37 protein-coding genes and 1 pseudogene are annotated in these 26280 nt (G+C 67.8%); 36 read left to right on the top strand and 2 right to left on the bottom strand.

Annotation, left to right across the window (positions count from 1 at the left end; genetic code table 11):
• The first annotated feature begins 8 nt into the window (after positions 1-8).
• From rplD to ACZ4SF_RS08170, 33 genes and pseudogenes are all read left to right on the top strand, one after another.
• Positions 9-662: a 50S ribosomal protein L4 gene (gene rplD, locus ACZ4SF_RS08330; protein WP_468379901.1), complete on the top strand. Its 654-nt coding sequence runs from the start codon at positions 9-11 to the stop codon at positions 660-662.
• Positions 662-1081, top strand: coding sequence for a 50S ribosomal protein L23 (rplW, locus tag ACZ4SF_RS08325; protein WP_190045803.1), 420 nt, complete (start codon positions 662-664; stop codon positions 1079-1081). The genes rplD and rplW overlap by 1 nt, the downstream gene beginning before the upstream one ends.
• Before the next feature lie 40 nt (positions 1082-1121).
• A complete protein-coding gene (gene rplB, locus ACZ4SF_RS08320; RefSeq protein WP_468379898.1) occupies positions 1122-1958 on the top strand; it encodes a 50S ribosomal protein L2 in 837 nt (278 codons plus the stop codon).
• Positions 1959-1970: 12 nt separating this feature from the next.
• A complete protein-coding gene (gene rpsS / locus ACZ4SF_RS08315) occupies positions 1971-2252 on the top strand; it encodes a 30S ribosomal protein S19 (RefSeq protein ID WP_023547380.1) in 282 nt (93 codons plus the stop codon).
• A gap of 45 nt (positions 2253-2297) precedes the next feature.
• Positions 2298-2645: a 50S ribosomal protein L22 gene (gene rplV / locus ACZ4SF_RS08310; RefSeq protein ID WP_019329637.1), complete on the top strand. Its 348-nt coding sequence runs from the start codon at positions 2298-2300 to the stop codon at positions 2643-2645.
• Positions 2645-3466, top strand: coding sequence for a 30S ribosomal protein S3 (gene rpsC, locus ACZ4SF_RS08305; protein ID WP_003998826.1), 822 nt, complete (start codon positions 2645-2647; stop codon positions 3464-3466). Before rplV ends, rpsC begins: the two co-directional genes overlap by 1 nt.
• A gap of 5 nt (positions 3467-3471) precedes the next feature.
• Positions 3472-3891 carry a 50S ribosomal protein L16 gene (gene rplP, locus ACZ4SF_RS08300; protein WP_009190136.1) on the top strand — a complete coding sequence of 140 codons (420 nt, stop codon included), beginning with the start codon at positions 3472-3474 and terminating at the stop codon, positions 3889-3891.
• Entirely contained in the window at positions 3891-4115 is a 225-nt protein-coding gene (gene rpmC, locus ACZ4SF_RS08295; RefSeq protein WP_007494763.1) for a 50S ribosomal protein L29, read from the top strand. The genes rplP and rpmC overlap by 1 nt, the downstream gene beginning before the upstream one ends.
• A complete protein-coding gene (gene rpsQ / locus ACZ4SF_RS08290) occupies positions 4115-4399 on the top strand; it encodes a 30S ribosomal protein S17 (RefSeq protein ID WP_153539280.1) in 285 nt (94 codons plus the stop codon). The genes rpmC and rpsQ overlap by 1 nt, the downstream gene beginning before the upstream one ends.
• Positions 4400-4523: 124 nt before the next feature.
• Positions 4524-4892: a 50S ribosomal protein L14 gene (gene rplN, locus ACZ4SF_RS08285; protein WP_003998823.1), complete on the top strand. Its 369-nt coding sequence runs from the start codon at positions 4524-4526 to the stop codon at positions 4890-4892.
• Between the two features lie 2 nt (positions 4893-4894).
• A complete protein-coding gene (gene rplX, locus ACZ4SF_RS08280) occupies positions 4895-5218 on the top strand; it encodes a 50S ribosomal protein L24 (protein ID WP_069779212.1) in 324 nt (107 codons plus the stop codon).
• Positions 5218-5775, top strand: coding sequence for a 50S ribosomal protein L5 (rplE, locus tag ACZ4SF_RS08275; RefSeq protein ID WP_097252926.1), 558 nt, complete (start codon positions 5218-5220; stop codon positions 5773-5775). The genes rplX and rplE overlap by 1 nt, the downstream gene beginning before the upstream one ends.
• 5 nt (positions 5776-5780) lie before the next feature.
• Positions 5781-5966, top strand: a complete 186-nt coding sequence (locus ACZ4SF_RS08270; protein ID WP_003948630.1) for a type Z 30S ribosomal protein S14 — start codon at positions 5781-5783, stop codon at positions 5964-5966.
• A 212-nt stretch (positions 5967-6178) separates the two neighbouring features.
• Positions 6179-6577, top strand: a complete 399-nt coding sequence (gene rpsH, locus ACZ4SF_RS08265) for a 30S ribosomal protein S8 (RefSeq protein ID WP_007494756.1) — start codon at positions 6179-6181, stop codon at positions 6575-6577.
• A gap of 24 nt (positions 6578-6601) precedes the next feature.
• The gene (gene rplF, locus ACZ4SF_RS08260; RefSeq protein WP_359064307.1) at positions 6602-7141 is read left to right on the top strand and encodes a 50S ribosomal protein L6; all 540 of its coding nucleotides are present in this window, start codon (positions 6602-6604) and stop codon (positions 7139-7141) included.
• Between the two features lie 3 nt (positions 7142-7144).
• Positions 7145-7528, top strand: coding sequence for a 50S ribosomal protein L18 (rplR, locus tag ACZ4SF_RS08255; RefSeq protein ID WP_030860987.1), 384 nt, complete (start codon positions 7145-7147; stop codon positions 7526-7528).
• Between the two features lie 39 nt (positions 7529-7567).
• On the top strand, positions 7568-8176 hold the full coding sequence (gene rpsE / locus ACZ4SF_RS08250; RefSeq protein WP_030671799.1) for a 30S ribosomal protein S5: 609 nt from the start codon (positions 7568-7570) through the stop codon (positions 8174-8176).
• Positions 8176-8358, top strand: coding sequence for a 50S ribosomal protein L30 (gene rpmD, locus ACZ4SF_RS08245; RefSeq protein WP_003974250.1), 183 nt, complete (start codon positions 8176-8178; stop codon positions 8356-8358). The genes rpsE and rpmD overlap by 1 nt, the downstream gene beginning before the upstream one ends.
• A 2-nt stretch (positions 8359-8360) precedes the next feature.
• Positions 8361-8816: a 50S ribosomal protein L15 gene (rplO, locus tag ACZ4SF_RS08240; protein WP_014674382.1), complete on the top strand. Its 456-nt coding sequence runs from the start codon at positions 8361-8363 to the stop codon at positions 8814-8816.
• 189 nt (positions 8817-9005) lie between these two features.
• A complete protein-coding gene (gene secY, locus ACZ4SF_RS08235; RefSeq protein WP_468379894.1) occupies positions 9006-10319 on the top strand; it encodes a preprotein translocase subunit SecY in 1314 nt (437 codons plus the stop codon).
• On the top strand, positions 10319-10981 hold the full coding sequence (locus ACZ4SF_RS08230; protein ID WP_468379891.1) for an adenylate kinase: 663 nt from the start codon (positions 10319-10321) through the stop codon (positions 10979-10981). The genes secY and ACZ4SF_RS08230 overlap by 1 nt, the downstream gene beginning before the upstream one ends.
• Before the next feature lie 125 nt (positions 10982-11106).
• Positions 11107-11943, top strand: a complete 837-nt coding sequence (gene map, locus ACZ4SF_RS08225) for a type I methionyl aminopeptidase (protein WP_468379889.1) — start codon at positions 11107-11109, stop codon at positions 11941-11943.
• A gap of 326 nt (positions 11944-12269) precedes the next feature.
• The gene (gene infA / locus ACZ4SF_RS08220; protein ID WP_003948620.1) at positions 12270-12491 is read left to right on the top strand and encodes a translation initiation factor IF-1; all 222 of its coding nucleotides are present in this window, start codon (positions 12270-12272) and stop codon (positions 12489-12491) included.
• Between the two features lie 60 nt (positions 12492-12551).
• Entirely contained in the window at positions 12552-12665 is a 114-nt protein-coding gene (rpmJ, locus tag ACZ4SF_RS08215) for a 50S ribosomal protein L36 (protein ID WP_003998809.1), read from the top strand.
• 191 nt (positions 12666-12856) lie between these two features.
• On the top strand, positions 12857-13237 hold the full coding sequence (gene rpsM / locus ACZ4SF_RS08210) for a 30S ribosomal protein S13 (RefSeq protein WP_116148529.1): 381 nt from the start codon (positions 12857-12859) through the stop codon (positions 13235-13237).
• 65 nt (positions 13238-13302) lie between these two features.
• Positions 13303-13707, top strand: coding sequence for a 30S ribosomal protein S11 (gene rpsK / locus ACZ4SF_RS08205; RefSeq protein ID WP_201832311.1), 405 nt, complete (start codon positions 13303-13305; stop codon positions 13705-13707).
• 154 nt (positions 13708-13861) lie between these two features.
• On the top strand, positions 13862-14884 hold the full coding sequence (locus tag ACZ4SF_RS08200; protein ID WP_003966937.1) for a DNA-directed RNA polymerase subunit alpha: 1023 nt from the start codon (positions 13862-13864) through the stop codon (positions 14882-14884).
• Between the two features lie 178 nt (positions 14885-15062).
• Positions 15063-15557 (top strand): 50S ribosomal protein L17, encoded by a 495-nt coding sequence (gene rplQ / locus ACZ4SF_RS08195; protein ID WP_468379885.1) that lies wholly within the window; start codon positions 15063-15065, stop codon positions 15555-15557.
• Between the two features lie 139 nt (positions 15558-15696).
• Positions 15697-16560 carry a tRNA pseudouridine(38-40) synthase TruA gene (truA, locus tag ACZ4SF_RS08190; protein WP_468379882.1) on the top strand — a complete coding sequence of 288 codons (864 nt, stop codon included), beginning with the start codon at positions 15697-15699 and terminating at the stop codon, positions 16558-16560.
• Positions 16561-16943: 383 nt separating this feature from the next.
• Positions 16944-18362 (top strand): glycosyltransferase family 2 protein, encoded by a 1419-nt coding sequence (locus tag ACZ4SF_RS08185; RefSeq protein WP_468380445.1) that lies wholly within the window; start codon positions 16944-16946, stop codon positions 18360-18362.
• On the top strand, positions 18362-19390 hold the full coding sequence (locus ACZ4SF_RS08180; protein WP_468379879.1) for a glycoside hydrolase family 26 protein: 1029 nt from the start codon (positions 18362-18364) through the stop codon (positions 19388-19390). The genes ACZ4SF_RS08185 and ACZ4SF_RS08180 overlap by 1 nt, the downstream gene beginning before the upstream one ends.
• The gene (locus ACZ4SF_RS08175; protein ID WP_468379876.1) at positions 19387-21228 is read left to right on the top strand and encodes an ArnT family glycosyltransferase; all 1842 of its coding nucleotides are present in this window, start codon (positions 19387-19389) and stop codon (positions 21226-21228) included. Before ACZ4SF_RS08180 ends, ACZ4SF_RS08175 begins: the two co-directional genes overlap by 4 nt.
• A gap of 7 nt (positions 21229-21235) precedes the next feature.
• Positions 21236-21481, top strand: a pseudogene (locus ACZ4SF_RS08170) (polyprenol monophosphomannose synthase); the annotation flags it as partial.
• Positions 21482-21495: 14 nt separating this feature from the next.
• Here ACZ4SF_RS08170 and ACZ4SF_RS08165 read toward each other — a convergent pair.
• A complete protein-coding gene (locus ACZ4SF_RS08165) occupies positions 21496-22374 on the bottom strand; it encodes a hypothetical protein (RefSeq protein ID WP_468379873.1) in 879 nt (292 codons plus the stop codon).
• Between the two features lie 268 nt (positions 22375-22642).
• Between ACZ4SF_RS08165 and rplM the strand changes: the two genes are divergently transcribed.
• The 3 genes from rplM to glmM all read left to right on the top strand — a co-directional run bounded on the left by rplM (position 22643) and on the right by glmM (position 25218).
• Positions 22643-23086, top strand: coding sequence for a 50S ribosomal protein L13 (rplM, locus tag ACZ4SF_RS08160; protein WP_014674395.1), 444 nt, complete (start codon positions 22643-22645; stop codon positions 23084-23086).
• Between the two features lie 42 nt (positions 23087-23128).
• Positions 23129-23641: a 30S ribosomal protein S9 gene (rpsI, locus tag ACZ4SF_RS08155; protein WP_103812805.1), complete on the top strand. Its 513-nt coding sequence runs from the start codon at positions 23129-23131 to the stop codon at positions 23639-23641.
• Between the two features lie 218 nt (positions 23642-23859).
• Positions 23860-25218, top strand: coding sequence for a phosphoglucosamine mutase (gene glmM, locus ACZ4SF_RS08150; RefSeq protein ID WP_468379870.1), 1359 nt, complete (start codon positions 23860-23862; stop codon positions 25216-25218).
• 121 nt (positions 25219-25339) lie between these two features.
• Here the strand turns inward: glmM and ACZ4SF_RS08145 are convergent, their stop codons facing one another.
• Positions 25340-26272 (bottom strand): DUF389 domain-containing protein, encoded by a 933-nt coding sequence (locus tag ACZ4SF_RS08145; RefSeq protein WP_468379867.1) that lies wholly within the window; start codon positions 26270-26272, stop codon positions 25340-25342.
• Positions 26273-26280: the final 8 nt, after the last annotated feature.

Raw genomic sequence — 26280 nt, 5'->3', positions numbered from 1 at the left:
GGTAACCGATGAGCACTGTTGACATCCTTTCGCCGGCGGGCGAGAAGGCCGGTTCCGTCGAGCTCCCCGCGGAGATCTTCGACGCCAAGGTCAGCGTTCCGCTGATCCACCAGGTCGTCGTCGCGCAGCTGGCCGCTGCCCGTCAGGGCACGCACAAGACCAAGACCCGTGGCGAGGTCCGTGGTGGTGGCAAGAAGCCTTACCGCCAGAAGGGCACCGGTCGCGCCCGTCAGGGTTCGACCCGCGCGCCGCAGTTCGCCGGTGGTGGCGTCGTGCACGGTCCCGTGCCGCGTGACTACTCGCAGCGCACCCCGAAGAAGATGAAGGCCGCCGCCCTGCGCGGTGCCCTCACCGACCGGGCGCGTCACAACCGCATCCACGTCGTCTCCGGCGTGGTCGAGGGCGGGACCCCCAGCACCAAGGCCGCCAAGTCGCTGTTCGGCAAGATCTCGGAGCGCAAGAACCTGCTCCTGATCGTCGACCGCGCCGACGAGGCCGCGTGGCTGTCCGCCCGCAACCTGCCCCAGGTCCACATCCTGGAGCCGGGCCAGCTGAACACGTACGACGTTCTCGTCTCGGACGACGTGGTCTTCACCCAGGCCGCTTTCGAGTCCTTCGTCGCCGGCCCGAAGGCCAACGACACCGAAGGGAGCGAGGTCTGATGGCCATCCGTCACCCCGCTATCGCCTCGAAGGCCGCCAAGGCCGCCAAGGCCGCGCGCGTCGCCAAGGCGCGTCGCCACGCCACCGAGGGCAAGAACACCGTCGAGACCCCGCTGAGCAAGTCGTACACGGACCCCCGTGACGTCCTGCTGAAGCCGGTCGTCTCCGAGAAGAGCTACGCGCTCCTCGACGAGAACAAGTACACGTTCATCGTCGACCCGAACGCCAACAAGACCCAGATCAAGCAGGCCGTCCAGGCGGTCTTCTCGGTCAAGGTCACCGGGGTCAACACGATCAACCGCCAGGGCAAGCGCAAGCGCACGAAGACCGGTTTCGGTCAGCGTGCCGGCAGCAAGCGCGCGATCGTGACCCTCGCCGAGGGCGACCGTATCGACATCTTCGGCGGTCCGACCGCCTGAGGGCGGTCCGGATCGTCCGATATCGGACGAGGACTGAGAAATGGGAATCCGCAAGTACAAGCCGACTACGCCGGGCCGTCGTGGCGCCAGCGTCGCCGACTTCGTCGAGGTCACGCGGTCCACGCCGGAGAAGTCGCTGGTCCGTCCCCTGCACAGCAAGGGCGGCCGTAACAACACCGGTCGTGTGACCGTTCGCCACCAGGGTGGCGGACACAAGCGCGCCTACCGCGTGATCGACTTCCGTCGTCACGACAAGGACGGCGTGCCGGCGAAGGTCGCGCACATCGAGTACGACCCCAACCGCACCGCGCGCATCGCGCTGCTGCACTACGCCGACGGCGAGAAGCGCTACATCCTCGCCCCGCGCAACCTGCAGCAGGGCGACACCGTGGAGAACGGCCCCGGGGCCGACATCAAGCCGGGCAACAACCTGGCCATCCGCAACATCCCGGTCGGTACCACGATCCACGCGATCGAGCTCCGTCCCGGTGGCGGTGCCAAGTTCGCCCGTTCCGCCGGTGCCTCCGTGCAGCTGCTCGCGAAGGAGGGCGCCTACGCCCACCTGCGCATGCCGTCCGGCGAGATCCGCCTGGTCGACGTCCGCTGCCGCGCCACCGTCGGTGAGGTCGGCAACGCCGAGCAGAGCAACATCAACTGGGGTAAGGCCGGCCGTAAGCGGTGGCTGGGCGTTCGCCCGACCGTCCGTGGTGTCGTGATGAACCCGGTTGACCACCCGCACGGTGGTGGTGAGGGCCGGACCTCCGGTGGTCGTCACCCCGTGTCCCCGTGGGGCAAGAAGGAAGGCCGTACTCGTTCGCCCAAGAAGGCGTCGAACAAGTACATCGTCCGCCGCCGCAAGACGAACAAGAAGCGCTAAGGACGGGTTGAGATGCCTCGTAGCCTGAAGAAGGGGCCCTTCGTCGACGACCACCTGATCAAGAAGGTGGACGCCCAGAACGAAGCCGGCACCAAGAACGTCATCAAGACCTGGTCCCGCCGCTCGATGATCGTCCCGGCCATGCTCGGCCACACGCTGGCGGTGCACAACGGCAAGACCCACATCCCGGTGTTCGTCACCGAGTCGATGGTCGGCCACAAGCTCGGCGAGTTCTCGCCGACGCGCACCTTCCGGGGCCACGTCAAGGAAGACCGGAAGTCGAAGCGCCGCTAGTAGCGGATCGCATTCAGACACGTAAGTAACTCTGAAGGGACAACCATGGAAGCCAGGGCCCAGGCGCGGTACATCCGCGTCACGCCCATGAAGGCCCGCCGTGTGGTGGACCTCATCCGTGGCATGGATGCCACGGAGGCCCAGGCTGTTCTGCGATTCGCTCCGCAGGCAGCCTCCGTGCCGGTCGGCAAGGTGCTCGACAGCGCCATCGCCAACGCCGCGCACAACTACGACCACACCGACGCCGACAGCCTCTACATCTCCGAGGCCTACGTCGACGAAGGCCCGACCCTGAAGCGGTTCCGTCCGCGTGCCCAGGGCCGTGCCTACCGGATCCGCAAGCGGACCAGCCACATCACCGTGGTCGTCAGCAGCAAGGAAGGAACCCGGTAATGGGCCAGAAGGTAAACCCGCACGGGTTCCGGCTCGGTGTCACGACCGACTTCAAGTCGCGTTGGTACGCCGACAAGCTGTACAAGGACTACGTCAAGGAAGACGTCGCCATCCGTCGGATGATGACGTCCGGCATGGAGCGCGCCGGCATCTCGAAGGTTGAGATCGAGCGCACCCGTGACCGCGTGCGTGTGGACATCCACACCGCTCGTCCGGGCATCGTCATCGGCCGCCGTGGCGCCGAGGCCGACCGCATCCGCGGTGACCTCGAGAAGCTCACGGGCAAGCAGGTCCAGCTGAACATCCTCGAGGTCAAGAACCCCGAGACCGACGCTCAGCTGGTTGCCCAGGCCGTCGCCGAGCAGCTCTCCTCCCGCGTCTCCTTCCGTCGGGCCATGCGCAAGAGCATGCAGTCCGCCATGAAGGCCGGCGCCAAGGGCATCAAGATCCAGTGCGGTGGCCGCCTCGGCGGCGCCGAGATGTCCCGCTCGGAGTTCTACCGCGAGGGCCGCGTGCCCCTGCACACGCTCCGTGCGAACGTGGACTACGGCTTCTTCGAGGCCAAGACGACCTTCGGCCGCATCGGTGTGAAGGTCTGGATCTACAAGGGCGACGTGAAGAACATCGCCGAGGTCCGCGCCGAGAACGCTGCGGCCCGTGCGGGTAACCGCCCGGCCCGTGGCGGTGCCGACCGCCCGGCCCGTGGTGGCCGTGGTGGCGAGCGGCGCGGTCGCAAGCCGCAGCAGGCTGCCGGCGCCGAGGCCCCCAAGGCCGAGGCTCCCGCGTCCGCTCCGGCTGAGAGCACCGGAACGGAGGCCTGACCGAAATGCTGATCCCCCGTAGGGTCAAGCACCGCAAGCAGCACCACCCGAAGCGCAACGGTATGTCCAAGGGTGGGACGCAGGTTGCGTTCGGCGAGTACGGCATCCAGGCGCTGACCCCGGCCTACGTCACGAACCGCCAGATCGAGGCGGCCCGTATCGCGATGACCCGTCACATCAAGCGTGGCGGCAAGGTCTGGATCAACATCTACCCGGACCGTCCCCTCACCAAGAAGCCGGCCGAGACCCGCATGGGTTCCGGTAAGGGTTCTCCGGAGTGGTGGATCGCGAACGTCAAGCCCGGACGTGTGATGTTCGAGCTGTCGTACCCCAACGAGAAGATCGCCCGTGAGGCGCTGACTCGTGCGGCCCACAAGCTGCCGATGAAGTGCCGGATCGTCAAGCGCGAGGCAGGTGAAGCGTGATGTCGGCCGGTACCAAGGCGTCCGAGCTGCGCGAGCTGGGCAACGAGGAGCTTCTGGCGAAGCTCCGCGAGGCCAAGGAAGAGCTGTTCAACCTCCGCTTCCAGGCGGCGACCGGTCAGCTCGAGAACCACGGCCGTCTGAAGGCGGTCCGCAAGGACATCGCCCGGATCTACACCCTCATGCGTGAGCGTGAGCTCGGCATCGAGACGGTGGAGAACGCCTGATGAGCGAGAAGAACGTGACTGAGAACACTGAGGCGCGCGGTTTCCGCAAGACCCGTGAGGGCCTCGTCGTCAGCGACAAGATGGACAAGACCGTCGTCGTCGCCGTCGAGGACCGCGTCAAGCACGCGCTGTACGGCAAGGTCATCCGCCGTACCAACAAGCTCAAGGCACACGACGAGCAGAACGCCGCGGGTGTCGGCGACCGCGTCCTCCTCATGGAGACCCGGCCGCTGTCCGCGACGAAGCGCTGGCGCGTCGTCGAGATCCTCGAGAAGGCCAAGTAGGTAATTCGCGCAAGCGAATTCCAGCAGATATGCCTGCGGGCCAACCCGCAGGTCAGTTCCGCCAGGCTCCGGGGGCCGTTGAGAGACGGCCCCCGGGGAACCGGCAGACGATCAGGAGATAGACGTGATCCAGCAGGAGTCGCGACTGCGCGTCGCCGACAACACTGGTGCGAAGGAGATCCTTTGCATCCGTGTGCTCGGTGGCTCCGGTCGCCGCTACGCGGGCATCGGTGACGTCATCGTCGCCACCGTCAAGGACGCGATCCCCGGTGGCAACGTGAAGAAGGGTGACGTCGTCAAGGCGGTCATCGTTCGCACCGTCAAGGAGCGCCGCCGTCCGGACGGCTCGTACATCCGCTTCGACGAGAACGCCGCCGTCATTCTGAAGAACGACGGCGACCCTCGCGGCACCCGCATCTTCGGCCCGGTCGGCCGTGAGCTGCGCGAGAAGAAGTTCATGAAGATCATCTCGCTCGCGCCGGAGGTGCTGTAAGCATGAAGATCAAGAAGGGCGACCTGGTCCAGGTCATCACCGGTAAGGACAAGGGCAAGCAGGGCAAGGTCATCGCGGCCTACCCCCGCGAGGACCGCGTCCTGGTCGAGGGTGTCAACCGGGTCAAGAAGCACACCAAGGCCGGACCGACCGCTCGCGGTTCCCAGGCCGGCGGCATCGTGACCACCGAGGCCCCGATCCACGTGAGCAACGTTCAGCTCGTCGTGGAGAAGGACGGCCAGAAGGTCGTCACGCGCGTCGGTTACCGCTTCGACGACGAAGGCAACAAGATCCGCGTTGCCAAGCGGACGGGTGAGGACATCTGATGGCTACCACCACCACTCCGCGTCTGAAGCAGAAGTACCGCGAGGAGATCGCGGGCAAGCTGCGTGACGAGTTCAAGTACGAGAACGTCATGCAGATCCCCGGCCTCGTCAAGATCGTGGTCAACATGGGTGTGGGCGACGCCGCCCGCGACTCCAAGCTGATCGAGGGCGCCATCCGCGACCTCACCACGATCACCGGCCAGAAGCCGCAGGTCACCAAGGCCCGCAAGTCCATCGCGCAGTTCAAGCTGCGTGAGGGCCAGCCGATCGGTGCCCACGTCACGCTCCGTGGCGACCGCATGTGGGAGTTCCTGGACCGCACCCTGTCGCTCGCGCTCCCGCGCATCCGCGACTTCCGCGGCCTGTCCCCCAAGCAGTTCGACGGCCGTGGCAACTACACCTTCGGTCTCACGGAGCAGGTCATGTTCCACGAGATCGACCAGGACAAGATCGACCGCGTCCGGGGTATGGACATCACCGTGGTCACCACGGCGACCAACGACGCTGAGGGCCGCGCGCTCCTTCGTCACCTCGGCTTCCCGTTCAAGGAGGCGTGAGCGAGATGGCGAAGAAGGCTCTGATCGCTAAGGCTGCTCGCAAGCCCAAGTTCGGTGTGCGTGGCTACACCCGCTGCCAGCGCTGCGGCCGTCCGCACTCCGTGTACCGCAAGTTCGGCCTGTGCCGCGTGTGCCTTCGTGAGATGGCTCACCGTGGCGAGCTGCCGGGCGTGACCAAGAGCTCCTGGTAATCCCTGTAATAGGGGATTCCTGAAGCTCTCGGTAAGCATCTGGGTCGGCAGGGGCCCTTCACCACATGCCGTAGGCTTGTGGGGTTGGGCGCCTGCCGCGCCCGTACGACTTACTACGCCGTAGGTCCACCGCGCCGCACCCGTCCCGTCTCGGATCGGGGAGAGGGATGGCGCAACAGGAAACCCCGGCGAGAGAGGCCGAAGGCCAATTCATGACCATGACTGATCCGATCGCAGACATGCTTACGCGTCTGCGGAACGCGAACTCGGCATACCACGACTCCGTGACGATGCCGGCATCGAAGATCAAGTCGCACATCGCGGAGATCCTCCAGCAGGAGGGCTTCATCACGGGCTGGAAGATCGAGGACGCCGAGGTCGGCAAGAACCTCGTTCTCGAGCTGAAGTTCGGCCCGAACCGTGAGCGCTCCATCGCGGGCATCAAGCGGATCTCGAAGCCCGGTCTCCGGGTGTACGCGAAGTCCACCAACCTGCCGAAGGTGCTCGGCGGCCTCGGCGTGGCGATCATCTCCACGTCCCACGGGCTCCTCACCGACAAGCAGGCCGGCAAGAAGGGCGTGGGTGGGGAAGTCCTCGCCTACGTCTGGTAACGGAAGGGAACGGAGGAAACAGCTATGTCGCGTATTGGCAAGCTCCCCATCACGGTTCCCGCCGGCGTGGACGTCACCATCGACGGCCGTACGGTCTCGGTCAAGGGCCCCAAGGGCTCGCTGACCCACACCGTCGTCGCGCCGATCGACATCGCTAAGGGCGAGGACGGCACCCTGCAGGTGACGCGCCCGAACGACGAGCGTCAGAACAAGGCCCTGCACGGCCTGTCCCGCACGCTGGTGGCGAACATGATCACCGGCGTGACCCAGGGTTACGTGAAGAAGCTCGAGATCAGCGGTGTCGGTTACCGCGTCACGGCCAAGGGTTCGAACCTCGAGTTCGCTCTCGGCTACAGCCACCCGATCGTCGTCGAGGCGCCCGAGGGCATCACCTTCAAGGTGGAGACCCCGACCCGCTTCCAGGTCGAGGGCATCGACAAGCAGAAGGTCGGCGAGGTTGCGGCCAACATCCGCAAGCTGCGCAAGCCCGACCCGTACAAGGCCAAGGGCGTCAAGTACGAGGGCGAAGTCATCCGCCGCAAGGTCGGAAAGGCGGGTAAGTAAGCCATGGCATACGGGCAGAAGATCCTCAAGGGCGACGCCTACAAGCGCGCCGCGATCAAGCGCCGTCACATCCGGATCCGCAAGCGGATCGCCGGTACGGCGGAGCGCCCCCGTCTGGTCGTGACCCGCTCCAACCGCCACATCGTGGCGCAGGTGATCGACGACCTCAAGGGCCACACCCTGGCGTCCGCGTCCACCCTGGACGCGTCCGTGCGCGGTGGCGAGGGCGACAAGTCCGCGCAGGCCAAGCAGGTCGGCGCCCTGGTCGCCGAGCGTGCCAAGGCCGCCGGTGTCGAGGCTGTCGTGTTCGACCGTGGTGGCAACCAGTACGCCGGGCGCATCGCCGCCCTGGCGGACGCCGCCCGCGAAGCCGGGCTCAAGTTCTGAGCCTGCCGTAGCTAGCGGAAACAGAGAGAGGTAATTCCAATGGCTGGACCCCAGCGCCGCGGTGGCGGTGCCGGTGGCGGCGAGCGGCGGGACCGGAAGGGCCGTGACGGCGGCGCTGCTGCCGCCGAGAAGACCGCGTACGTCGAGCGCGTCGTCGCGATCAACCGAGTCGCCAAGGTTGTGAAGGGTGGTCGTCGCTTCAGCTTCACCGCGCTGGTCGTGGTGGGCGACGGTGACGGCACCGTGGGTGTCGGTTACGGCAAGGCCAAGGAGGTGCCGGCCGCCATCGCCAAGGGTGTTGAGGAGGCCAAGAAGCACTTCTTCAAGGTCCCCCGTATCCAGGGCACCATCCCGCACCCGATCACGGGTGAGAAGGCTGCCGGCGTCGTCCTGCTCAAGCCCGCGTCCCCCGGTACCGGCGTTATCGCCGGTGGCCCGGTGCGCGCCGTGCTCGAGTGCGCCGGTATCCACGACGTGCTGTCGAAGTCGCTCGGCTCGTCGAACGCGATCAACATCGTGCACGCGACCGTGGAGGCCCTCAAGGGCCTGCAGCGTCCCGAGGAGATCGCGGCCCGCCGTGGTCTGCCGCTCGAGGACGTCGCCCCCGCGGCTCTGCTGCGCGCGCGTGCCGGGGCTGGTGCTGCGTAATGGCTCAGCTCAAGATCACGCAGGTCAAGTCCTACATCGGCAGCAAGCAGAACCACCGCGACACCCTGCGCTCCCTTGGTCTCAAGGGCATCAACACGCAGGTCGTCAAGGAGGACCGCCCCGAGTTCCGCGGCATGGTGCACACCGTCCGCCACCTCGTGACGGTCGAGGAGGTCGACTGATCATGGCGGAGCAGAACCCGCTTAAGATCCACAACCTCCGTCCCGCCCCGGGCGCCAAGACCGCCAAGACCCGTGTGGGTCGTGGTGAGGCGTCGAAGGGTAAGACGGCCGGTCGTGGTACCAAGGGCACCAAGGCCCGCTACCAGGTTCCGGAGCGCTTCGAGGGTGGCCAGATGCCGCTGCACATGCGCCTCCCGAAGCTGAAGGGCTTCAAGAACCCGTTCAAGACCGAGTACCAGGTCGTGAACCTCGACAAGCTGGCCGCGCTCTACCCCGAGGGTGGCGAGGTCACGGTCGAGGGTCTGGTGGCCAAGGGTGCCGTGCGCAAGAACAGCCTCGTCAAGGTCCTCGGCCAGGGCGAGATCTCCGTGGCGCTGCAGGTGACGGTCGACGCCGTCTCCGGCTCCGCCAAGGAGAAGATCACCGCCGCCGGCGGTACGGTCACCGAGCTCGTCTGAGTCCCTCAGGCGACGCGTCGATGACGTAGACGATCCCGACCGGGGATGCCTCACAATGGGGTATCCCCGGTTGGTCGTTCCTAGGGGGCAGTGTCGCCGGTAAGGTGGCCTGCACTGTTCTTTTTCGTATTCGTCGAACCTCAAGACCGTCACCCTTGACGCAGTTGCGCGGGGGTCGCAGGAGGCACCGTGCTCACCGCGTTCGCCCGGGCGTTCAAGACGCCCGACCTGCGCAAGAAGCTGCTGTTCACGCTGGCCATCGTCGTGGTGTACCGGGTCGGCACACACATCCCGATCCCGGGCGTCAACTACAAGAACGTCCAGCAGTGTGTCCGCGAGGCCTCCGGTAACCAGGGTCTCTTCGGGCTGGTCAACATGTTCAGCGGTGGTGCGCTGCTGCAGATTACGATCTTCGCGCTCGGGATCATGCCGTACATCACGGCCAGCATCATCCTGCAGCTGCTGACGGTCGTGATCCCGCGTCTGGAAGCGCTCAAGAAGGAAGGACAGGCCGGTACTGCCAAGATCACGCAGTACACCCGCTACCTGACCGTGGCGCTGGCCATCCTTCAGGGCACCGGCCTGGTGGCCACCGCCCGCAGCGGTGCGCTGTTCGGTACGTGCTCGGTGGCGAACCAGATCGTCCCCGACCAGGCGATCTTCACCACCATCACCATGGTCATCTGCATGACCGCGGGTACCGCCGTCGTCATGTGGCTCGGTGAGCTGATCACCGACCGCGGTATCGGCAACGGCATGTCGATCCTGATGTTCATCTCGATCGCCGCGACCTTCCCGTCCGCGCTGTGGGCGATCAAGAAGCAGGGCACCCTGGGCGGCGGCTGGATCGAGTTCGGCACCGTCATCGCCGTGGGCCTGGTCATGGTCGCGCTCGTCGTCTTCGTCGAGCAGGCGCAGCGCCGCATCCCGGTGCAGTACGCGAAGCGGATGATCGGCCGGCGTTCCTACGGCGGTACGTCCACGTACATCCCGCTCAAGGTGAATCAGGCAGGTGTGATTCCTGTCATCTTCGCCTCCTCGCTGCTCTACATTCCGGCGCTCGTGGCGCAGTTCTCGGGGAGCAAGTCGGGCTGGAAGACCTGGGTCGAGCAGAATCTGACCAAGGGCGACCACCCGATTTACATCACTTCGTACTTCTTGCTCATCGTTTTCTTCGCGTTCTTCTACGTCGCTATCTCCTTCAACCCCGAGGAAGTAGCCGACAACATGAAGAAGTATGGTGGCTTCATCCCGGGCATCCGGGCTGGCCGACCGACCGCTGAGTACCTCAGCTATGTGCTCAACCGGATCACCTGGCCGGGTTCGCTGTATCTGGGTCTGATCGCTCTCGTGCCGACAATGGCGTTGGTGGGCTTTGGGGCAAGCCAGAACTTCCCGTTCGGCGGGACCAGCATCCTGATCATCGTGGGTGTCGGCCTCGAGACGGTGAAGCAGATCGAGAGCCAGCTCCAGCAGCGCAATTACGAAGGGTTCCTCCGCTGATGCGTATCGTCCTCGTCGGGCCGCCGGGTGCCGGTAAGGGAACGCAAGCCGTCCGACTCGCTGAGAAGCTGGCCGTTCCGCACATCTCCACAGGCGATCTGTTCCGGGCCAACATCAGCCAGCAGACCGAGCTGGGCAGGCTCGCGAAGTCCTACATGGACGCCGGCAACCTCGTCCCCGACGAGGTGACCATCGCCATGGCCAAGGACCGCATGGAGCAGCCGGACGCGGCCAACGGCTTCCTGCTGGACGGCTTCCCGCGCAACGTCTCGCAGGCCGAGGCGCTGGACGAGCTGCTGCAGACCGAGGGCATCACGCTGGACGCGGTCCTGGACCTGGAGGTCCCCGAGGACGAGGTCGTCAAGCGGATCGCCGGCCGGCGCATCTGCCGCAACGACTCCTCGCACGTCTTCCACGTGACGTACAGCCCGGCGAAGCAGGAGGGCGTCTGCGACGTCTGCGGCGGCGAGCTGTACCAGCGCGACGACGACTCCGAGGAGACCGTCCGCAAGCGGCTGGAGGTCTACCACACGCAGACCGAGCCGATCATCGACTACTACAAGGCGCAGGGCCTGGTCGTGACGATCTCCTCCCTGGGCCCGGTGGACGAGATCACGCAGCGGGCCATGGAGGCCCTCAAGCGCGAGAAGGCCGACAAGTAGATCCCGGCCCTTCCGGCCGCGGTGCCCTCCCCCCGGACCTCGTCCGGGGGGACTGCCAGGGCGTCGCGGCCGTACTGTTGTGTACGTAACCCAGTCGACGTGAGTGACGGAGAGCGCAGGCCCCCATGGTGCAGATCAAGACCCCCGAGCAGATCGCGAAGATGCGGGCGGCGGGCCTGGTCGTAGCCGCCATTCACGCGGCCACGCGTGAGGCCGCGGTGCCGGGTGCCTCCACCAAGGACCTGGACGAGGTGGCCCGCAAGGTCCTCGCCGAGCACGGCGCCAAGTCGAACTTCCTGGGTTACGGCGGCTTCCCCGCCACCATCTGCACCTCAGTGAACGACGTGGTCGTCCACGGCATCCCCTCCGACGAGGTCGTCCTCAAGGACGGCGACGTCATCTCCATCGACTGCGGCGCGATCGTGGACGGCTGGCACGGTGACGCGGCCTACACGGCCTTCGTCGGCTCGGGTCACGCCCCGGAGCTGGTCGAGCTGTCCCGGGTGACGGAAGAGTCGATGTGGGCCGGCATCGCGGCCATGAAGCAGGGCAACCGCCTGGTCGACGTCTCGCGTGCCATCGAGACGTACATCCGGCGCCAGCCCAAGCCGGGCGGCGGCAAGTACGGGATCATCGAGGACTACGGCGGCCACGGCATCGGCACCGAGATGCACATGGACCCGCACCTGCTGAACTACGTCGACCGGCGCCGCGGCAAGGGCCCCAAGCTGGTCCCCGGCTTCTGCCTGGCGATCGAGCCGATGGTCTCGCTCGGCACCCCCCGCACCGAGGTTCTCGAGGACGACTGGACCGTCATCACGACGGACGGCACCTGGTCCTCCCACTGGGAGCACTCGGTCGCCCTCACGGAGCAGGGCCCGCTGGTGCTGACGGCGCCCGACGGCGGCAAGGCGAAGCTGGCCGAGTACGGCGTCACGGCAGCGCCCGACCCCCTCGCCTGAGACCTCGCGGCCTCCTCCGAGTCAGCCCCCTGCCTCCGCCGGCGTGAGCCTCCCGCTCCTCCGGCATGAGCCTCCGGCCCTCCTCCGGCATGAGCCTCCGGCCCTCCTCCGGCATGAGCCTCCGGCCCTCCTCCGGCATGAGCCTCCCGGCCCCTGGCATGACCACAACGGGCACGGGGCAGACTTCCCTCGATTCGCCTTTCCGGGTGCGCCGACGTAGACTGACTCGTCGGCTCTCGTGCACCCGCATGTCCGCATGCTCCCGCAAGGGAATCCCAGGGAACTTGCTGAGAGTCGATCAAGGTAGTCGATTCGAAGGGCGAAGCGTGGCCAAGAAGCAAGGTGCCATCGAGATCGAGGGCACTGTCGTCGAGTCTCTTCCGAACGCCATGTTCAAGGTCGAGCTCCAGAACGGCCACCAGGTCCTGGCACACATCAGCGGCAAGATGCGTATGCACTACATCCGCATCCTCCCTGACGACCGGGTCGTGGTGGAGCTGTCTCCGTACGACCTGACGCGTGGCCGGATCGTCTACCGCTACAAGTAGATCTTGCCCGCATCCCGCTGACGGCGGGGTGGTGGCACTGACCCGGAGAACCTCAATCCCATGAAGGTCAAGCCGAGCGTCAAGAAGATCTGCGACAAGTGCAGGGTGATCCGCCGTCACGGTCGGGTCATGGTCATCTGCGAGAACCCGCGCCACAAGCAGCGCCAGGGCTGACGCACGACCTGAACCCTCTGCACCTCTATCGCAGAGATTCGCGCGACGCGAGCTGAATATGTTCATACGCAGAGCCCGAGCCACCCAGCTCGACACCCCCGGTTCGGAGGCCGGGGACCCGGTTCGTACCTCGTACGGCGGCCGGGAGCCGGTTCTGCGGAAGACCTCCGAAGATCACCAGGAGCCATTGAATGGCACGCGTTTCCGGTGTTGACATCCCGCGCGAAAAGCGCGTGGAGGTCGCCCTCACCTACGTGTTCGGCATCGGCCGGACCCTCTCGCAGGAGACGCTGGCTGCGACCGGCGTCGACCCGAACACCCGCGTCCGTGACCTGACCGAAGAGCAGCTGGTCGCGATCCGCGAGTACGTCGACAACAACATCAAGACCGAGGGTGACCTCCGTCGCGAGATCCAGGCCGACATCCGCCGCAAGGTCGAGATCGGTTGCTACCAGGGTCTCCGTCACCGTCGCGGTCTGCCCGTCCGCGGTCAGCGCACCAGCACCAACGCCCGCACCCGCAAGGGCCCGCGTCGCGCCATCGCCGGCAAGAAGAAGCCGGGCAAGAAGTAGTCCGCAGCGGACATCTGTCCACGGTCTTCGCTGTAGGACCGACCACCTCCCGTAGGAGTTAGTAGATGCCCCCCAAGGGACGTCAGGGCGCAGTCAAGAAGGTGCGCCGCAAGGAAAAGAAGAACGTCGCTCACGGCCACGCCTACATCAAGAGCACGTTCAACAACACGATCGTCTCGATCACGGACCCGTCGGGCAACGTGATCTCCTGGGCCTCCGCCGGCCACGTCGGCTTCAAGGGTTCCCGGAAGTCCACGCCGTTCGCCGCGCAGATGGCCGCCGAGTCGGCCGCCCGTCGTGCCCAGGAGCACGGCATGCGCCGCGTCGACGTGTTCGTCAAGGGCCCGGGCGCCGGTCGTGAGACCGCGATCCGCTCCCTGCAGGCCACGGGCCTCGAGGTCGGCTCCATCCAGGACGTCACCCCGACCCCGCACAACGGCTGCCGCCCGCCGAAGCGCCGCCGCGTCTGACGCACGGCCGCTTTTACCGGCTTCGGGTTCCGGGCGGTACGGCTCCGTAGGGGCCGTACCGCCCGTACCCTTGCAGTACCCGCACTTTTCACAGGTGCGGTTTCCGTCGGACGTCAAATAGCGGGCGTCCACGAATGAAGGATCTGATCCACACATGCTGATCGCTCAGCGTCCCTCGTTGACCGAAGAGGTCGTCGACGAGTTCCGCTCCCGGTTCGTGATCGAGCCGCTGGAGCCGGGCTTCGGCTACACCCTCGGCAACTCCCTCCGCCGCACCCTCCTGTCCTCGATCCCCGGCGCTGCTGTCACCAGCATCCGGATCGACGGCGTGCTGCACGAGTTCACCACCGTGCCGGGCGTCAAGGAGGACGTCACCGACCTGATCCTCAACATCAAGCAGCTGGTCGTCTCCTCGGAGCACGACGAGCCGGTCGTGATGTACCTGCGCAAGCAGGGCCCGGGTCTGGTCACCGCCGCCGACATCGCGCCCCCGGCCGGTGTCGAGGTGCACAACCCCGACCTGGTCCTCGCCACGCTCAACGGCAAGGGCAAGCTGGAGATGGAGCTGACCGTCGAGCGCGGTCGCGGCTACGTCTCCGCCGTGCAGAACAAGCAGGTGGGCCAGGAGATCGGCCGTATCCCGGTCGACTCCATCTACTCGCCGGTGCTCAAGGTCACGTACAAGGTCGAGGCCACGCGTGTCGAGCAGCGCACCGACTTCGACAAGCTGATCGTCGACGTCGAGACCAAGCAGGCGATGCGTCCCCGTGACGCCATGGCCTCCGCGGGCAAGACGCTGGTCGAGCTGTTCGGTCTCGCCCGCGAGCTGAACATCGACGCCGAGGGCATCGACATGGGTCCGTCCCCGACGGACGCCGCGCTCGCGGCCGACCTCGCGCTGCCGATCGAGGAGCTGGAGCTCACGGTCCGCTCCTACAACTGCCTCAAGCGTGAGGGCATCCACTCCGTGGGTGAGCTCGTCGCCCGCTCCGAGGCCGACCTCCTGGACATCCGCAACTTCGGTGCGAAGTCCATCGACGAGGTCAAGGCGAAGCTGGCCGGCATGGGCCTGGCCCTGAAGGACAGCCCGCCCGGATTCGACCCCACCGCTGCGGCGGACGCGTTCGGCGCGGACGACGACGCGGACGCGGGCTTCGTCGAGACCGAGCAGTACTGAGGGCTCGGGACCGACGGTCCGTACCCGGGTGCGGGTGCGCTGTGCTGATCGCGCAGTTCCCCGCGCCCCCTCCGGGGCGCCCCTTCGGGGACGCCCCGGATCTCCGACAGACAACCGTCTGCTCGGATACTGACTCCGGTACCTGACACGGCCGGAGCAGACACACAGGAGAAGAACCATGCCGAAGCCCACCAAGGGTGCCCGTCTGGGCGGCAGCGCCGCGCACGAGAAGCTGCTCCTCGCGAACCTCGCGAAGTCGCTGTTCGAGCACGGCCGTATCACCACCACCGAGGCGAAGGCCCGCCGCCTGCGCCCGTACGCCGAGCGTCTGATCACCAAGGCGAAGAAGGGCGACCTTCACAACCGCCGTCAGGTGCTCCAGGTCATCACGGACAAGAGCATCGTCCACACGCTCTTCACCGAGATCGGCCCGCGTTACGAGAACCGTCCGGGTGGTTACACCCGCATCACCAAGATCGGTAACCGCCGTGGCGACAACGCGCCCATGGCCGTCATCGAGCTGGTCGAGGCGCTGACGGTGCAGCAGAAGGCCGTGGGTGAGGCCGAGGCCGCCACCAAGCGTGCGGTCAAGGAGACCGACGAGGCCAAGGCTGCGGAGACCACCGAGGCGCCGGCCGAGGAGGCCGCTGCCGAGGAGTCGAAGGACGCGTAAGCGTTCTGCCGGGGGCTGTGCACCGGCGGCCGCGGCACAGTCGTGGCCGCTCGCGCGGTTCCCGCGTCCCATGAGGGCGTTGCGGGCCCGTTCCTTCACAGGAGCGGGCCCGCTTTCGTGTACCTGAGAGGATCTCCCTGTGAGTGATGAAGTACAGCCCGGACACGTCCGTGTCCGCCTCGACGTCTCCTACGACGGCACCGACTTCCACGGGTGGGCCAAGCAGGCCGGCGGCAGGCGGACCGTGCAGGGAGAGATCGAGGACGCCCTGCGCACGGTGACGCGGTCCCGGGAGACGTACGAGCTGACCGTCGCGGGGCGGACCGACGCCGGGGTGCACGCGCGCGGTCAGGTGGCGCATGTCGACCTGCCCGAGGACGTCTGGCGCGAGCACAACCAGAAACTGCTGAAGCGGCTCGCAGGGCGGTTGCCGAAGGACGTGCGGGTCTGGGCCCTCAGGCCGGCACCGCACGGCTTCAACGCCCGTTTCTCCGCGGTCTGGCGCCGGTACGCCTACCGGGTCACCGACAACCCCGGTGGCGTCGACCCCATCCTCCGCAACCACGTCCTGTGGCACGACTGGCCGTTGGACGTGGACGCGATGAACCGGGCCGCCGAGGCGCTGCTCGGGGAGCACGACTTCGCCGCCTACTGCAAGAAGCGCGAGGGGGCCACGACGATCCGGACCCTCCAGGAGCTGAGCCTGGTGCGGGGCGAGGACGGGATCATCACCGCCACCGTCCGCGCCGACGCCTTCTGCCACAACATGGTGCGGTCGCTCATCGGCGCGCTGCTGTTCGTCGGCGACGGGCACCGCGGGCCGGAGTGGCCGGGGAAGGTGCTGGCCGCGGGCGTGCGGGACTCGGCCGTGCATGTCGTACGGCCGCACGGGCTGACGCTGGAGGAGGTCGGCTATCCCGCCGACGAGCTGCTGGCGGCCCGGAACAAGGAGGCGCGGCGGAAGCGGTCGCTTCCCGGGGCGGCGGGCTGCGAAACCTGTTAGTTACGTTGCATTTCGCGGCGCTTATGCCCCATGTCTGTACTTACCGGGCGTAACCCGTCTTACCAACCCTTACGCGGTTCATACCTCTCGGTTATGGTTGCGCCGCCCGGCCGGAAGTTCGACAGGGGTGGCTGGGATTGGCTGGGGGGTCGACGGGTCGCTACGTCCCGGGGTTGGACAACGGAATGAGTTCAGTGGGTCCCGTGCGGACCGGGGGGCGTCGTGCTGCGCGCCAGACCGGTGGCCGGCGACGGGCCGTGCGCGGCGGAAACGCCGCGCTGGGTCTGCTGCCCCTGCCGCCGACGGACAGGGAGAAGTACTCCTACGCGCGCCGGCATCTGTGGATTCTGACGATCAGCTCGCTGATCAGCTTCTGCTGCCTGGTGGTGAGCCAGTTCAAGCTGGCGCAGTCCACGCCGGTGCTGTGGATCTACACACCGCTGCTGGTGTTCACGGTCGTCTACTACCTGGTGTCGCTGCGGGTGAACGGTTTCACCCGGGACTTCGACATCGCGCACCACCGGCGGCTGGTGCAGAACTGGCGGCCCGAGGTCCACCCGACCGTCGACGTGTTCCTGCCGGTGTGCGGCGAGCCCATCGAGGTGCTGCACAACACCTGGCGGCACGTGCGGATGATGGCCGACCGGTATCCCGGGGTCTGCGTGCCGTTCGTCCTGGACGACGGCGCGAGCCCGGAGCTGGAGGCGATGGCCCGGGACTTCGGGTTCCGCTACGGCACCCGGGAGAACCGGGGCTGGTTCAAGAAGGCCGGCAACCTGCACTTCGGCTTCGGCCGGTCGGACGGCGAGTTCGTCCTGATCCTGGACGCCGACTTCACCCCGCGCGCCGACCTGCTGGAGGAGCTGCTGCCCTACATGGACGACGATCCGCGGATCGGCATCGTCCAGTCCCCGCAGTACTTCCGCGTCCTCGACTCGCAGAACTGGATCGAGCGCGGGGCGGGTGCGGTGCAGGAGCTGTTCTACCGTTCCGTGCAGGTGTCCCGGCAGGGCAGCGACGGCGCGATCTGCGTCGGTTCCTGCGCGGTCTACCGGCGGGCGGCCCTGGAGACCAACGGCGGCACCACGCTGATCGAGCACTCCGAGGACGTGCACACCGGCTTCGACCTGCGCGGGCTCGGCTGGGACCTGCGGTACGTCCCGGTCGCGGTGTCCACCGGTGTGTGCCCGGACACTGCGGGCGCCTTCTTCAACCAGCAGTACCGCTGGTGCTCGGGCTCGATGAGCCTGCTCGGCAGCCGCAAGTTCTGGCAGCGCAAGATCAAGCTCTCCAGTCGCCTGTGCTACATGTCCGGGTTCTTCTACTACATCCACACCGCGCTGTTCACCTTCGCGGCGCCTGTCATCCCGATCGTGCTGCTGCTGATGATGCCGGAGAAGCTCAGGGTCGAGCATCTGCTCCTGGTGCTGCCCAGCATCCTCTACACGACGATCATCTTCCCGATGTGGCACAAGGCGCCGTACCGCCTGGAGGCCTGGGCGGCCCGCATGATGTACGGCTGGGCGCATGTCTTCGCCATCTGGGACATCCTGCGCAAGAACCGCATGGGCTGGCAGCCGACCGGCTCCTCCGGTGCCAAGAAGAACAAGACCCGGCGCTTCTGGATCGGCATGTGGGCCTGGAGCGGCGGCACGGCGCTGGTCTGGGTCACCGCGGCGGTGTACCGGACGTTCACCATGAACGCCCCCGACTTCGCCCTGATCCTGTCCTCGGGGCTGTTCTACGCGCTGGTCGTGGGCCGGGTCCTGGTCCAGCCGCGCTCGGGGACGGAGGCCTTCTGATGCGGCCGAAGGAACGTTTCCGCACGGTGCGTGCCGTCCTGACCTGCGGGCTGGTCGGCGTCCTCGCGCTCAGCGGCTGCTCGCTGCTCGGCGACGACTCCGGCGGCTCGTCGGCCTCCGGCACCGGCCCGTCGGCTCCGCGCTCCCGGGCGAGCGCCGACCCGGCCGTCCCCTACGACGTCACACCGCTGCTGAGCCCGGCGAAGAAGTACTTCGGCGCGGCCGTGGCGGGCGCCCCGAACTCCATGAAGAGCGTCGACGCGTACACGAAGAGGGTCGGCAAGCGGCCGAACCTCGTCGAGTACTACGCCGGCTGGGGCGACGGCTTCGACGCCACCGGGGTGCGCAACGCCTGGGCCGAGGGCGCCCTGACGCTGATGTCCTGGGAGCCCTTCGACACCCCGGTGGCCGACATCGCGGCGGGCAGGTCGGACGCGTACATCAGGGAGTACGCGGCCGCGGTCCGCAAGCTGAACCTGCCCGTGGTGATCGACTTCGCGGACGAGTTCAACGGCCACTGGGAGAAGTGGGGCACGAACGACGTGACCCCGGCCCAGTACGTGGCCGCCTGGCGGCACATCCACCGGATCTTCGTCGACACCGGCGCCACCAACGTCATCTGGGCCTGGTCGCCCAACGTCATCAACCCGGTCAGGAACGTGCGGCTCGAGCCGTACTACCCGGGCGACGCCTATGTCGACTGGATCGGCCTGATCGGCTACTTCACCGCAGGCGAGGACAACGCCTTCGACAGCGTCTTCGGGCCGACCCGCGACCAGATCCGCACCTTCACCAAGAAGCCCATGCTGCTGCTGGAGACCGCCGCCGTGCCCGGCGAGCGGCGGCGCGCCGACATCCGCAACCTGTTCGCGGGCGTCGAGGCGGACGACGGCATGCTCGGCTTCATCTGGTTCGACCACAAGAAGCGCGCCGACTGGCGGCTGGAGGCGAGCCCGCTGGCGCTGAAGGAGTTCAAGCGCCTGGCCGCCGACGACCGTTTCGGCTTCGACGTACGGAAGCCGTCATGACCTCTCGACCCGAGTACTACATCCCGCAGCCGTACGACCCCTACGCCGAGGACGAGCCCCAGGGCGCCTGGTTCAACTCCGACGGCTACGTCCCGCGCCGGCCGCAGGCCTACGACGTCCCCGAGCCCTACGACATCCCCGAGGCCTACGAGATCCCCGAGGGGTACGACTACGACCCCCGGACCTACCCGTACCAGCAGCTGGACGACCAGCCGACCTACGCCCTGCGCACGGTGCCGGAGGCGGAGACGCCTGCCGTGGCGGGGTACCAGGTGCCGGAGACACCGGCCGAACCGGGGTACCACGTGCCGGAGACACCGGACGCGGGCTGGGACGACACCCCGAGCCGCCGCCGGGCCTGGGTCAGCCGGGGCGTCCTGGCGGTGCTGCTGCTGATCCAGACGGTGCTGTCGCTGCGGCTGTCCAACACGGCCTTCCAGGACGAGGCGCTGTACCTGGCCGCCGGTCACAACATCATCGAACACTGGGCGAACGGCACCCCGCTGCACAGCGGCTACGAGTCGTACTTCTCCGGCTCACCGATGCTGTACCCGGTGCTGGCCGCCTTCGTGGACGGACTCGCCGGCCTGTCCGGGGCCCGGGCGCTCAGCCTCCTGTGCCTCCTCGGGTCCACCGTGCTGCTGTACTCCTTCACCCGGCGGCTGTTCAACGAGCGGGTGGCGCTGGTGGCGGCCGCTCTGTTCGCGGTGACCCAGCCGACGATCGTGCTCGGCTGGTTCGCCACCTACGACGCGCCGGCGATCTTCTTGCTGGCGCTGTCCGCGTGGATCATCGTCCGTACCGGCCGCGCTCCCGTCGTCGCCGTACTGCTCGCCGCGCCGGTCATGGTGCTGGCGGTGGCGGTGAAGTACGCGTCCGCGCTGTACGTACCCACGCTGGTCGCTCTCGCGGCGCTCACCGCCTGGCACCACCGGGGCTGGAGGTGTCTGCCGCGTGCGTTCTTGCTGGCCCTCGGCACCGCCGTGCTGGCCGGGATCGGCCTGATGTACACCGATGTGCTCGCCGGTGTGCGGCAGACCACCACCAACCGGGCCCACGGCACCGACACGACGTCCGCGCTGCTGGAGAAGTCGCTGGAGTGGGGTGGCCTGATGTTCGCCATCGCGGTCGCCGGTACCGTCGCGTACGCGCTGCGCGGCCGGATGAACGAGTCACCGCGGTCCTACGGGCTGCACGGACCCGGCTGGCGCTGGCGCACCCTGCTCGGCATCACGCTGACCGGCACCGCGCTGCTGGCCCCGGCGTACCAGATCCACCTGCACACCTCGGTCTCGCTCTACAAGCACCTCGACTTCGGTCTGCTGTTCGCCGCGCCGATGGCGGGCATCGGCGTGATCCGTCTGGTCGGCAAGCACTTCCGCTATCCGCAGCTCGGCATCATGCTCTGGGTCGCCGCGCTGTGTCTCGGTGTCTCGCAGTCGGAGTGGCGCTACGGGCTGTGGCCCGACTCCTCGGCGATGGTGAAGGCGATCGAGCCGCACATGAAGCCGAAGGGCCACTACCTCGGCGAGACGTACGAGGTGCCCGTCTACTACCTCCGGGACAGGACCGACCACTCGCAGTGGACCTCCACCTACGGCATCGGCTACGCCGACCGGAAGGGCGTCGTCCATCACGGCAGGGAGGGCTACCGCCTCGCCCTGAAGGACGGTTGGTTCGACCTGGTCGTCCTGGACGGTGTCGGCACACCGGACCTGGACGCCTACCTCGAGCGCCAGGTCACCGCCAGCGGTCATTACCGGATGGTCGGCAGCATTCCGTTCCGGCTCAGCTCCGGCGGCACCGGCGCGTACCGGATCTGGGTCAAGACCTCCTGAAGCCGACGACATCCGCGACATCACCGCCGGCTTCAACCTCTGGTCGGCATCGACCCTGCGGGACGTGGACCTGTCGTCCCTGGACAGCGCGGGCTACAGCTTCCAGGTGGAGCTGAAGTACAAGGCCGTGGGGGCCGGGCACCGGGCCGTCGAGATCCCGATCCGCTTCGCCGAGCGCACGGAGGGTGTCTCGAAGATGACGCTGCGCACCCAGCTGGAGTCGGCGGTGGTGCCGCTGCGGCTGCGGCTGAAGCGGCGCCAGCCCGGTTACCGGTTCGCCGCGGCCGACGCCTGGGCCTGGCCGCGGCGGTGGATCTGGTTGACGGCGAACTGGGCGAGGTCGTTGCCGGCGCGGAAGACCGGAGTGTCCTTGTTGGTGACGTCCTTGCCGTTGGTGAAGCCGGCGACCGTGAAGTAGGCGTAGCGGCCGTAGGCGTTTCGCGTCGAGCGGCAGAACGCCCCGTCGCAGAAGGGCTTGACGCCCTTGCCGGACAGGGAGCGCACGATGCTCCGGTCGTCGGTCTGCGCCTTGGCCTTCGTGGCCTGGGCCGCGGTGTCGAAGACGGCGACGCCGACCGTGATCGCGATGCCGTCGCCCTTGGTGTAGGTGGCGCGCAGCAGGCGGGTGCAGCCGTTGGCGGTGAGCACCTTCGGCAGGCTGCCGCCGGCGGCGGTCGCGCAGCTCTCGGTGTCGGCCGTGGCGCCCTTCTTGTACACCGTGCCCCCCACGGTCAGCCGGGTGCCCGGGAACAAGGTGCCGGGGCTCAGCGGGGCGGTGTCCTTCTTGGCGCTGGAGATGAAGTCCTTGGGGTCCAGCGGCGGCGGCGCGCTGGTGGGCGCGAAGGACGGGGTCGCGGTGCCGGAGCCCGGCAGCGAGGCGCTGGCGGGCAGGTTGCTGGGGCCCGCCTCGGGGTCGCCGCCGTCCGCGGAGACGACCGCCATGGCGACCGCGGTGCCTATCGCGATCGTGGCGAGCGCGCCGCCGGCTATGAACAGCAGTCTGCGGCGCTTGTTCCGCGTCTCCGAGGCCTCGGCGAGCGCGGCCCAGTCCGGGGTCCCGTCGTCGGACCCGCCGTTCCACGGCTGCTGGGAATTCGGTTTCCAGGGATCCCACTGAGACTGGGGTCCCCCCTGCCCGTAACTCATGGGGCGCATCTTAGACGGGGGACAGGTGATGCGGAGTCCATCGGTCGGCCCGCCTCGTTTTGACCCGGTCGGGGGCCGCCCGGTAACCTACTTCTTCGTTGTGTATTGGCTTGCTCATTCTCACGGGACGGGCCCTTACACCGGTCCACCGGGCCGATGACCAGCGATCCCACGTACGCGGTATGCGTCGCCGCCGTGGGTCAAGGGCTGTCGTGATCGTTTCGGTGACCTGTTCAGGACCATTCACTCGAAGCGAAGGCTACGAACCGTGCGTACGTACAGCCCCAAGCCCGGCGATGTGACGCGCCAGTGGCACGTCATCGACGCTCAGGACGTCGTCCTGGGTCGTCTCGCCACCACTGCAGCGACCCTCCTCCGGGGCAAGCACAAGCCGATCTACGCGCCGCACGTCGACGCTGGTGACTTCGTCATCATCATCAACGCCGACAAGGTGCACCTGTCCGGCAACAAGCGGACCCAGAAGATGGCGTACCGCCACTCCGGTTACCCGGGTGGTCTGCGCTCCGTCCGCTACGACGAGCTGCTGGACAAGAACCCCGAGAAGGCCATCGAGAAGGCCGTCAAGGGCATGCTCCCCAAGAACTCCCTGGGCCGTCAGATGCTCTCGAAGCTGAAGGTCTACAAGGGTGACCAGCACCCGCACGCTGCCCAGCAGCCGGTGCCGTTCGAGATCACCCAGGTCGCGCAGTAAGTCCGGCCACCCCCTAAGACCGAAGAGAATCTGAGGAGAACCGTGGCCGAGACCACTGCCGAGCAGCCGCTCGAAGAGCTTGACATCGACAGCTACACCACCGAGTCCGAGGTCCCCGTCGAGGGCGAGTACACCTCGGAGTCCCTGGCCTCCCGCTTCGGCGAGCCCCAGCCGGCCGCCGGCCTGGGCCGCCGCAAGAACGCCATCGCCCGCGTCCGGATCGTTCCGGGCACCGGCAAGTGGAAGATCAACGGCCGCACCCTCGAGGACTACTTCCCGAACAAGGTGCACCAGCAGGAAGTCAACGAGCCCTTCAAGGTGCTCGAGCTCGAGGGCCGTTACGACGTCATCGCCCGCATCGCGGGTGGCGGTGTCTCCGGTCAGGCCGGTGCGCTCCGTCTGGGTGTCGCCCGTGCGCTGAACGAGGCCGACGTCGACAACAACCGCGGCCCGCTCAAGAAGGCCGGCTTCCTCAAGCGCGACGACCGTGCGGTCGAGCGCAAGAAGGCCGGTCTGAAGAAGGCCCGCAAGGCTCCGCAGTACAGCAAGCGCTAAGCTTCGCTGCCTGCTCGTACGTGGTACGGGCTTCGGCCCCACGTACTCCGAACGCCCCGGCGGCACGCCACATGTGCCCCCGGGGCGTTCGCTTATCCCAGCCAAGGGCGTATAACGACACAAGACGCTCAAAGGCTTGTGTGATCGGATACCGGAGCGCCTGCCACCCGACGCAGCGCCCCTCCGCTTCCGACACCGACGCTTCCTCAGGAGGACAAGTGGGACGACTCTTCGGCACGGACGGCGTGCGCGGTGTCGCCAATGCGGATCTGACGGCCGAGATGGCGCTCGGCCTCTCCGTCGCCGCGGCGCACGTGCTGGCCGAGGCGGGCACCTTCGAGGGCCACAAGCCGACGGCGGTGGTCGGACGGGACCCGCGCGCGTCGGGGGAGTTCCTGGAAGCAGCGGTGGTGGCCGGGCTGGCCAGCGCGGGCGTCGACGTCCTGCGGGTCGGCGTGCTGCCGACGCCCGCGGTGGCGCACCTCACCGGCGCACTCGGCGCCGACCTCGGCGTGATGCTCTCCGCCAGCCACAACGCCATGCCGGACAACGGCATCAAGTTCTTCGCCCGCGGCGGCCACAAACTCGCCGACGAGCTGGAGGACCAGATCGAGGCGGTCTACGAGTCGCACCGCCACGGTGAGCCCTGGGAGCGGCCGACGGGTGCCGGCGTCGGGCGGGTGCGCTCCTACGACGAGGGCTTCGAGCAGTACGTGGGCCATCTGCTGTCGGTGCTCCCCAACCGGCTCGACGGGCTGAAGATCGTCCTGGACGAAGCGCACGGCGCGGCCTCGGGGGTCTCACCGGAGGCTTTCTCCCGGGCGGGTGCAGAGGTCGTCACGATCGGTGCCGAGCCGGACGGGCTCAACATCAACGACGGCTGCGGCTCGACCCACTTGGACAAGCTCAAGGCCGCGGTCGTCGCGCACGGCGCGGACCTCGGCATCGCGCACGACGGCGACGCCGACCGCTGCCTGGCCGTGGACCACACCGGCGACGAGATCGACGGCGACCAGGTCCTCGCCGTGCTCGCGCTGGCCATGCGGGAGCGCTCCGAGCTGCGATCCGGGACCGTGGTCGCCACGGTGATGTCCAACCTCGGCTTCAAGCTGGCCATGGAGCGCGAGGGCATCCGGCTCGTGCAGACCGCCGTCGGTGACCGGTACGTCCTGGAGGAGATGAAGGCGCACGGCTTCGCCCTCGGTGGCGAGCAGTCCGGGCACGTCATCATCCTCGACCACGCGACCACCGGTGACGGCACCCTGACCGGCCTGCTGCTGGCGGCACGGGTCGCGCAGACCGGCCGTACGCTGCGGGAGCTGGCGTCCGTCATGGAGCGGCTGCCGCAGGTCCTGATCAACGTTCCTGACGTGGACAGGTCCCGGGTGAAGACGTCGGCCGACCTCGCCGCCGCGGTGGCCGAGGCCGAGCGGGAGCTGGGGGAGACCGGACGGGTGCTGCTGCGGCCTTCCGGCACCGAGCCGCTGGTGCGGGTCATGGTCGAGGCCGCGGACATCGAGCAGGCGCGGACGGTGGCCGGACGGCTGGCCGACGCGGTCAAGTCCGCGCTGGGATAGCGGCGGGTCCGGGGGCGGGGGCTGTGCCTCACGGCCGCGGGTCGTAGGTGGTTGATCGCGCCTGCGCGGCGGAGCCGTTCATGGAGACAGTCCCGCGCCTCTTGAGGCCGGCCGCGCCGCCCTAGGACAGACGCTCCTTCTGCTTCGTCCAGAACCACTTCTGCGCCAGCAGGGTGAGGGAGCCCGCCAGGACGATGCCCAAGAGGTTCAGCAGGAGTTGGTTCGTCGAGCCGATCGTCTGGGGGGTGTCGCCGTAGGCCAGGGCCACGGCGGCGTTCGCGGCAGCCGGGACCGTGGTCACCGAGATGGCCACGCCCACCAGTGCGCCCGACTTCGCCGAGGTCAGGGACAGGGTGCCGGCGATGCCGGCCAGCACGGCCACGATGAGCGAGAAGGCGTCCGGCGTGTACACGAACGCCGTGTTGGGCCGCTCGCCGTCCAGCTGGGACCGGTGGAACAGCCCGATGGCGTCCATGAACAGGCTGAAGCCGACCGTCACCGCCATCGCCACCGCGAAGCCCACCAGCAGGGCGATCAGCGAGCGCCATGCCAGGCGTGGGTGGCGCCGTACGAGGGCCGTGCAGATGCCGGCCAGCGGTCCGAACTCCGGGCCCACCGCCATCGCGCCCACGATCAGGATCGCGTTGTCCAGGACGACGCCGCAGGCGGCGATCATCGTGGCCAGCGTGATGAAGGCGAGGTAGGTGACCGTCAGCGTCGACTCCTCGTGAGTGGCCTCGGTGAGACCCTCCCACAGCACCGCGTCCGCGCCCTCGCCCGGCGCCTCCTCCTCGGCCTTGTCGGCCCGCCGGGACAGTGAGAGGTCGATGTCCTCCACGGCGATCGAGCCGGTCTCGTCCAGGCCCAACCGGCGCAGCCCGCCGATCAGTTCGTTACCCGCCTCACGCGCCACGTCGCACAGCACGACGTCCCCGACGGGGTTGCGTGCGGCGCCCGGGAGCACCACCAGGTGGGCCGTACCGACCGTCTTCTCGATCAGGCGGACGGCGTCGTCGGTCGTGTCCGCCGGTGTGATCAGGCGCAGATGCAGCATGGCGCCTT

The organism is Streptomyces sp. NPDC027663 (assembly GCF_055566415.1).
This window is presented reverse-complemented; position numbering and strand designations above follow the sequence as displayed.

Excerpts from the sequence above, each read along its gene's own strand:
- rplD (WP_468379901.1), top strand. The coding sequence starts at position 9 with ATGAGCACTGTTGACATCCTTTCGCCGGCGGGCGAGAAGGCCGGTTCC.
- rplW (WP_190045803.1), top strand. The coding sequence starts at position 662 with ATGGCCATCCGTCACCCCGCTATCGCCTCGAAGGCCGCCAAGGCCGCC.
- rplB (WP_468379898.1), top strand. The coding sequence starts at position 1,122 with ATGGGAATCCGCAAGTACAAGCCGACTACGCCGGGCCGTCGTGGCGCC.
- rpsS (WP_023547380.1), top strand. The coding sequence starts at position 1,971 with ATGCCTCGTAGCCTGAAGAAGGGGCCCTTCGTCGACGACCACCTGATC.
- rplV (WP_019329637.1), top strand. The coding sequence starts at position 2,298 with ATGGAAGCCAGGGCCCAGGCGCGGTACATCCGCGTCACGCCCATGAAG.
- rpsC (WP_003998826.1), top strand. The coding sequence starts at position 2,645 with ATGGGCCAGAAGGTAAACCCGCACGGGTTCCGGCTCGGTGTCACGACC.
- rplP (WP_009190136.1), top strand. The coding sequence starts at position 3,472 with ATGCTGATCCCCCGTAGGGTCAAGCACCGCAAGCAGCACCACCCGAAG.
- rpmC (WP_007494763.1), top strand. The coding sequence starts at position 3,891 with ATGTCGGCCGGTACCAAGGCGTCCGAGCTGCGCGAGCTGGGCAACGAG.
- rpsQ (WP_153539280.1), top strand. The coding sequence starts at position 4,115 with ATGAGCGAGAAGAACGTGACTGAGAACACTGAGGCGCGCGGTTTCCGC.
- rplX (WP_069779212.1), top strand. The coding sequence starts at position 4,895 with ATGAAGATCAAGAAGGGCGACCTGGTCCAGGTCATCACCGGTAAGGAC.
- rplE (WP_097252926.1), top strand. The coding sequence starts at position 5,218 with ATGGCTACCACCACCACTCCGCGTCTGAAGCAGAAGTACCGCGAGGAG.
- ACZ4SF_RS08270 (WP_003948630.1), top strand. The coding sequence starts at position 5,781 with ATGGCGAAGAAGGCTCTGATCGCTAAGGCTGCTCGCAAGCCCAAGTTC.
- rpsH (WP_007494756.1), top strand. The coding sequence starts at position 6,179 with ATGACCATGACTGATCCGATCGCAGACATGCTTACGCGTCTGCGGAAC.
- rplF (WP_359064307.1), top strand. The coding sequence starts at position 6,602 with ATGTCGCGTATTGGCAAGCTCCCCATCACGGTTCCCGCCGGCGTGGAC.
- rplR (WP_030860987.1), top strand. The coding sequence starts at position 7,145 with ATGGCATACGGGCAGAAGATCCTCAAGGGCGACGCCTACAAGCGCGCC.
- rpsE (WP_030671799.1), top strand. The coding sequence starts at position 7,568 with ATGGCTGGACCCCAGCGCCGCGGTGGCGGTGCCGGTGGCGGCGAGCGG.
- rpmD (WP_003974250.1), top strand. The coding sequence starts at position 8,176 with ATGGCTCAGCTCAAGATCACGCAGGTCAAGTCCTACATCGGCAGCAAG.
- rplO (WP_014674382.1), top strand. The coding sequence starts at position 8,361 with ATGGCGGAGCAGAACCCGCTTAAGATCCACAACCTCCGTCCCGCCCCG.
- ACZ4SF_RS08230 (WP_468379891.1), top strand. The coding sequence starts at position 10,319 with ATGCGTATCGTCCTCGTCGGGCCGCCGGGTGCCGGTAAGGGAACGCAA.
- map (WP_468379889.1), top strand. The coding sequence starts at position 11,107 with ATGGTGCAGATCAAGACCCCCGAGCAGATCGCGAAGATGCGGGCGGCG.
- rpmJ (WP_003998809.1), top strand. The coding sequence starts at position 12,552 with ATGAAGGTCAAGCCGAGCGTCAAGAAGATCTGCGACAAGTGCAGGGTG.
- rpsM (WP_116148529.1), top strand. The coding sequence starts at position 12,857 with ATGGCACGCGTTTCCGGTGTTGACATCCCGCGCGAAAAGCGCGTGGAG.
- rpsK (WP_201832311.1), top strand. The coding sequence starts at position 13,303 with ATGCCCCCCAAGGGACGTCAGGGCGCAGTCAAGAAGGTGCGCCGCAAG.
- ACZ4SF_RS08200 (WP_003966937.1), top strand. The coding sequence starts at position 13,862 with ATGCTGATCGCTCAGCGTCCCTCGTTGACCGAAGAGGTCGTCGACGAG.
- rplQ (WP_468379885.1), top strand. The coding sequence starts at position 15,063 with ATGCCGAAGCCCACCAAGGGTGCCCGTCTGGGCGGCAGCGCCGCGCAC.
- ACZ4SF_RS08180 (WP_468379879.1), top strand. The coding sequence starts at position 18,362 with ATGCGGCCGAAGGAACGTTTCCGCACGGTGCGTGCCGTCCTGACCTGC.
- ACZ4SF_RS08175 (WP_468379876.1), top strand. The coding sequence starts at position 19,387 with ATGACCTCTCGACCCGAGTACTACATCCCGCAGCCGTACGACCCCTAC.
- ACZ4SF_RS08165 (WP_468379873.1), bottom strand. The coding sequence starts at position 22,374 with ATGAGTTACGGGCAGGGGGGACCCCAGTCTCAGTGGGATCCCTGGAAA.
- ACZ4SF_RS08145 (WP_468379867.1), bottom strand. The coding sequence starts at position 26,272 with ATGCTGCATCTGCGCCTGATCACACCGGCGGACACGACCGACGACGCC.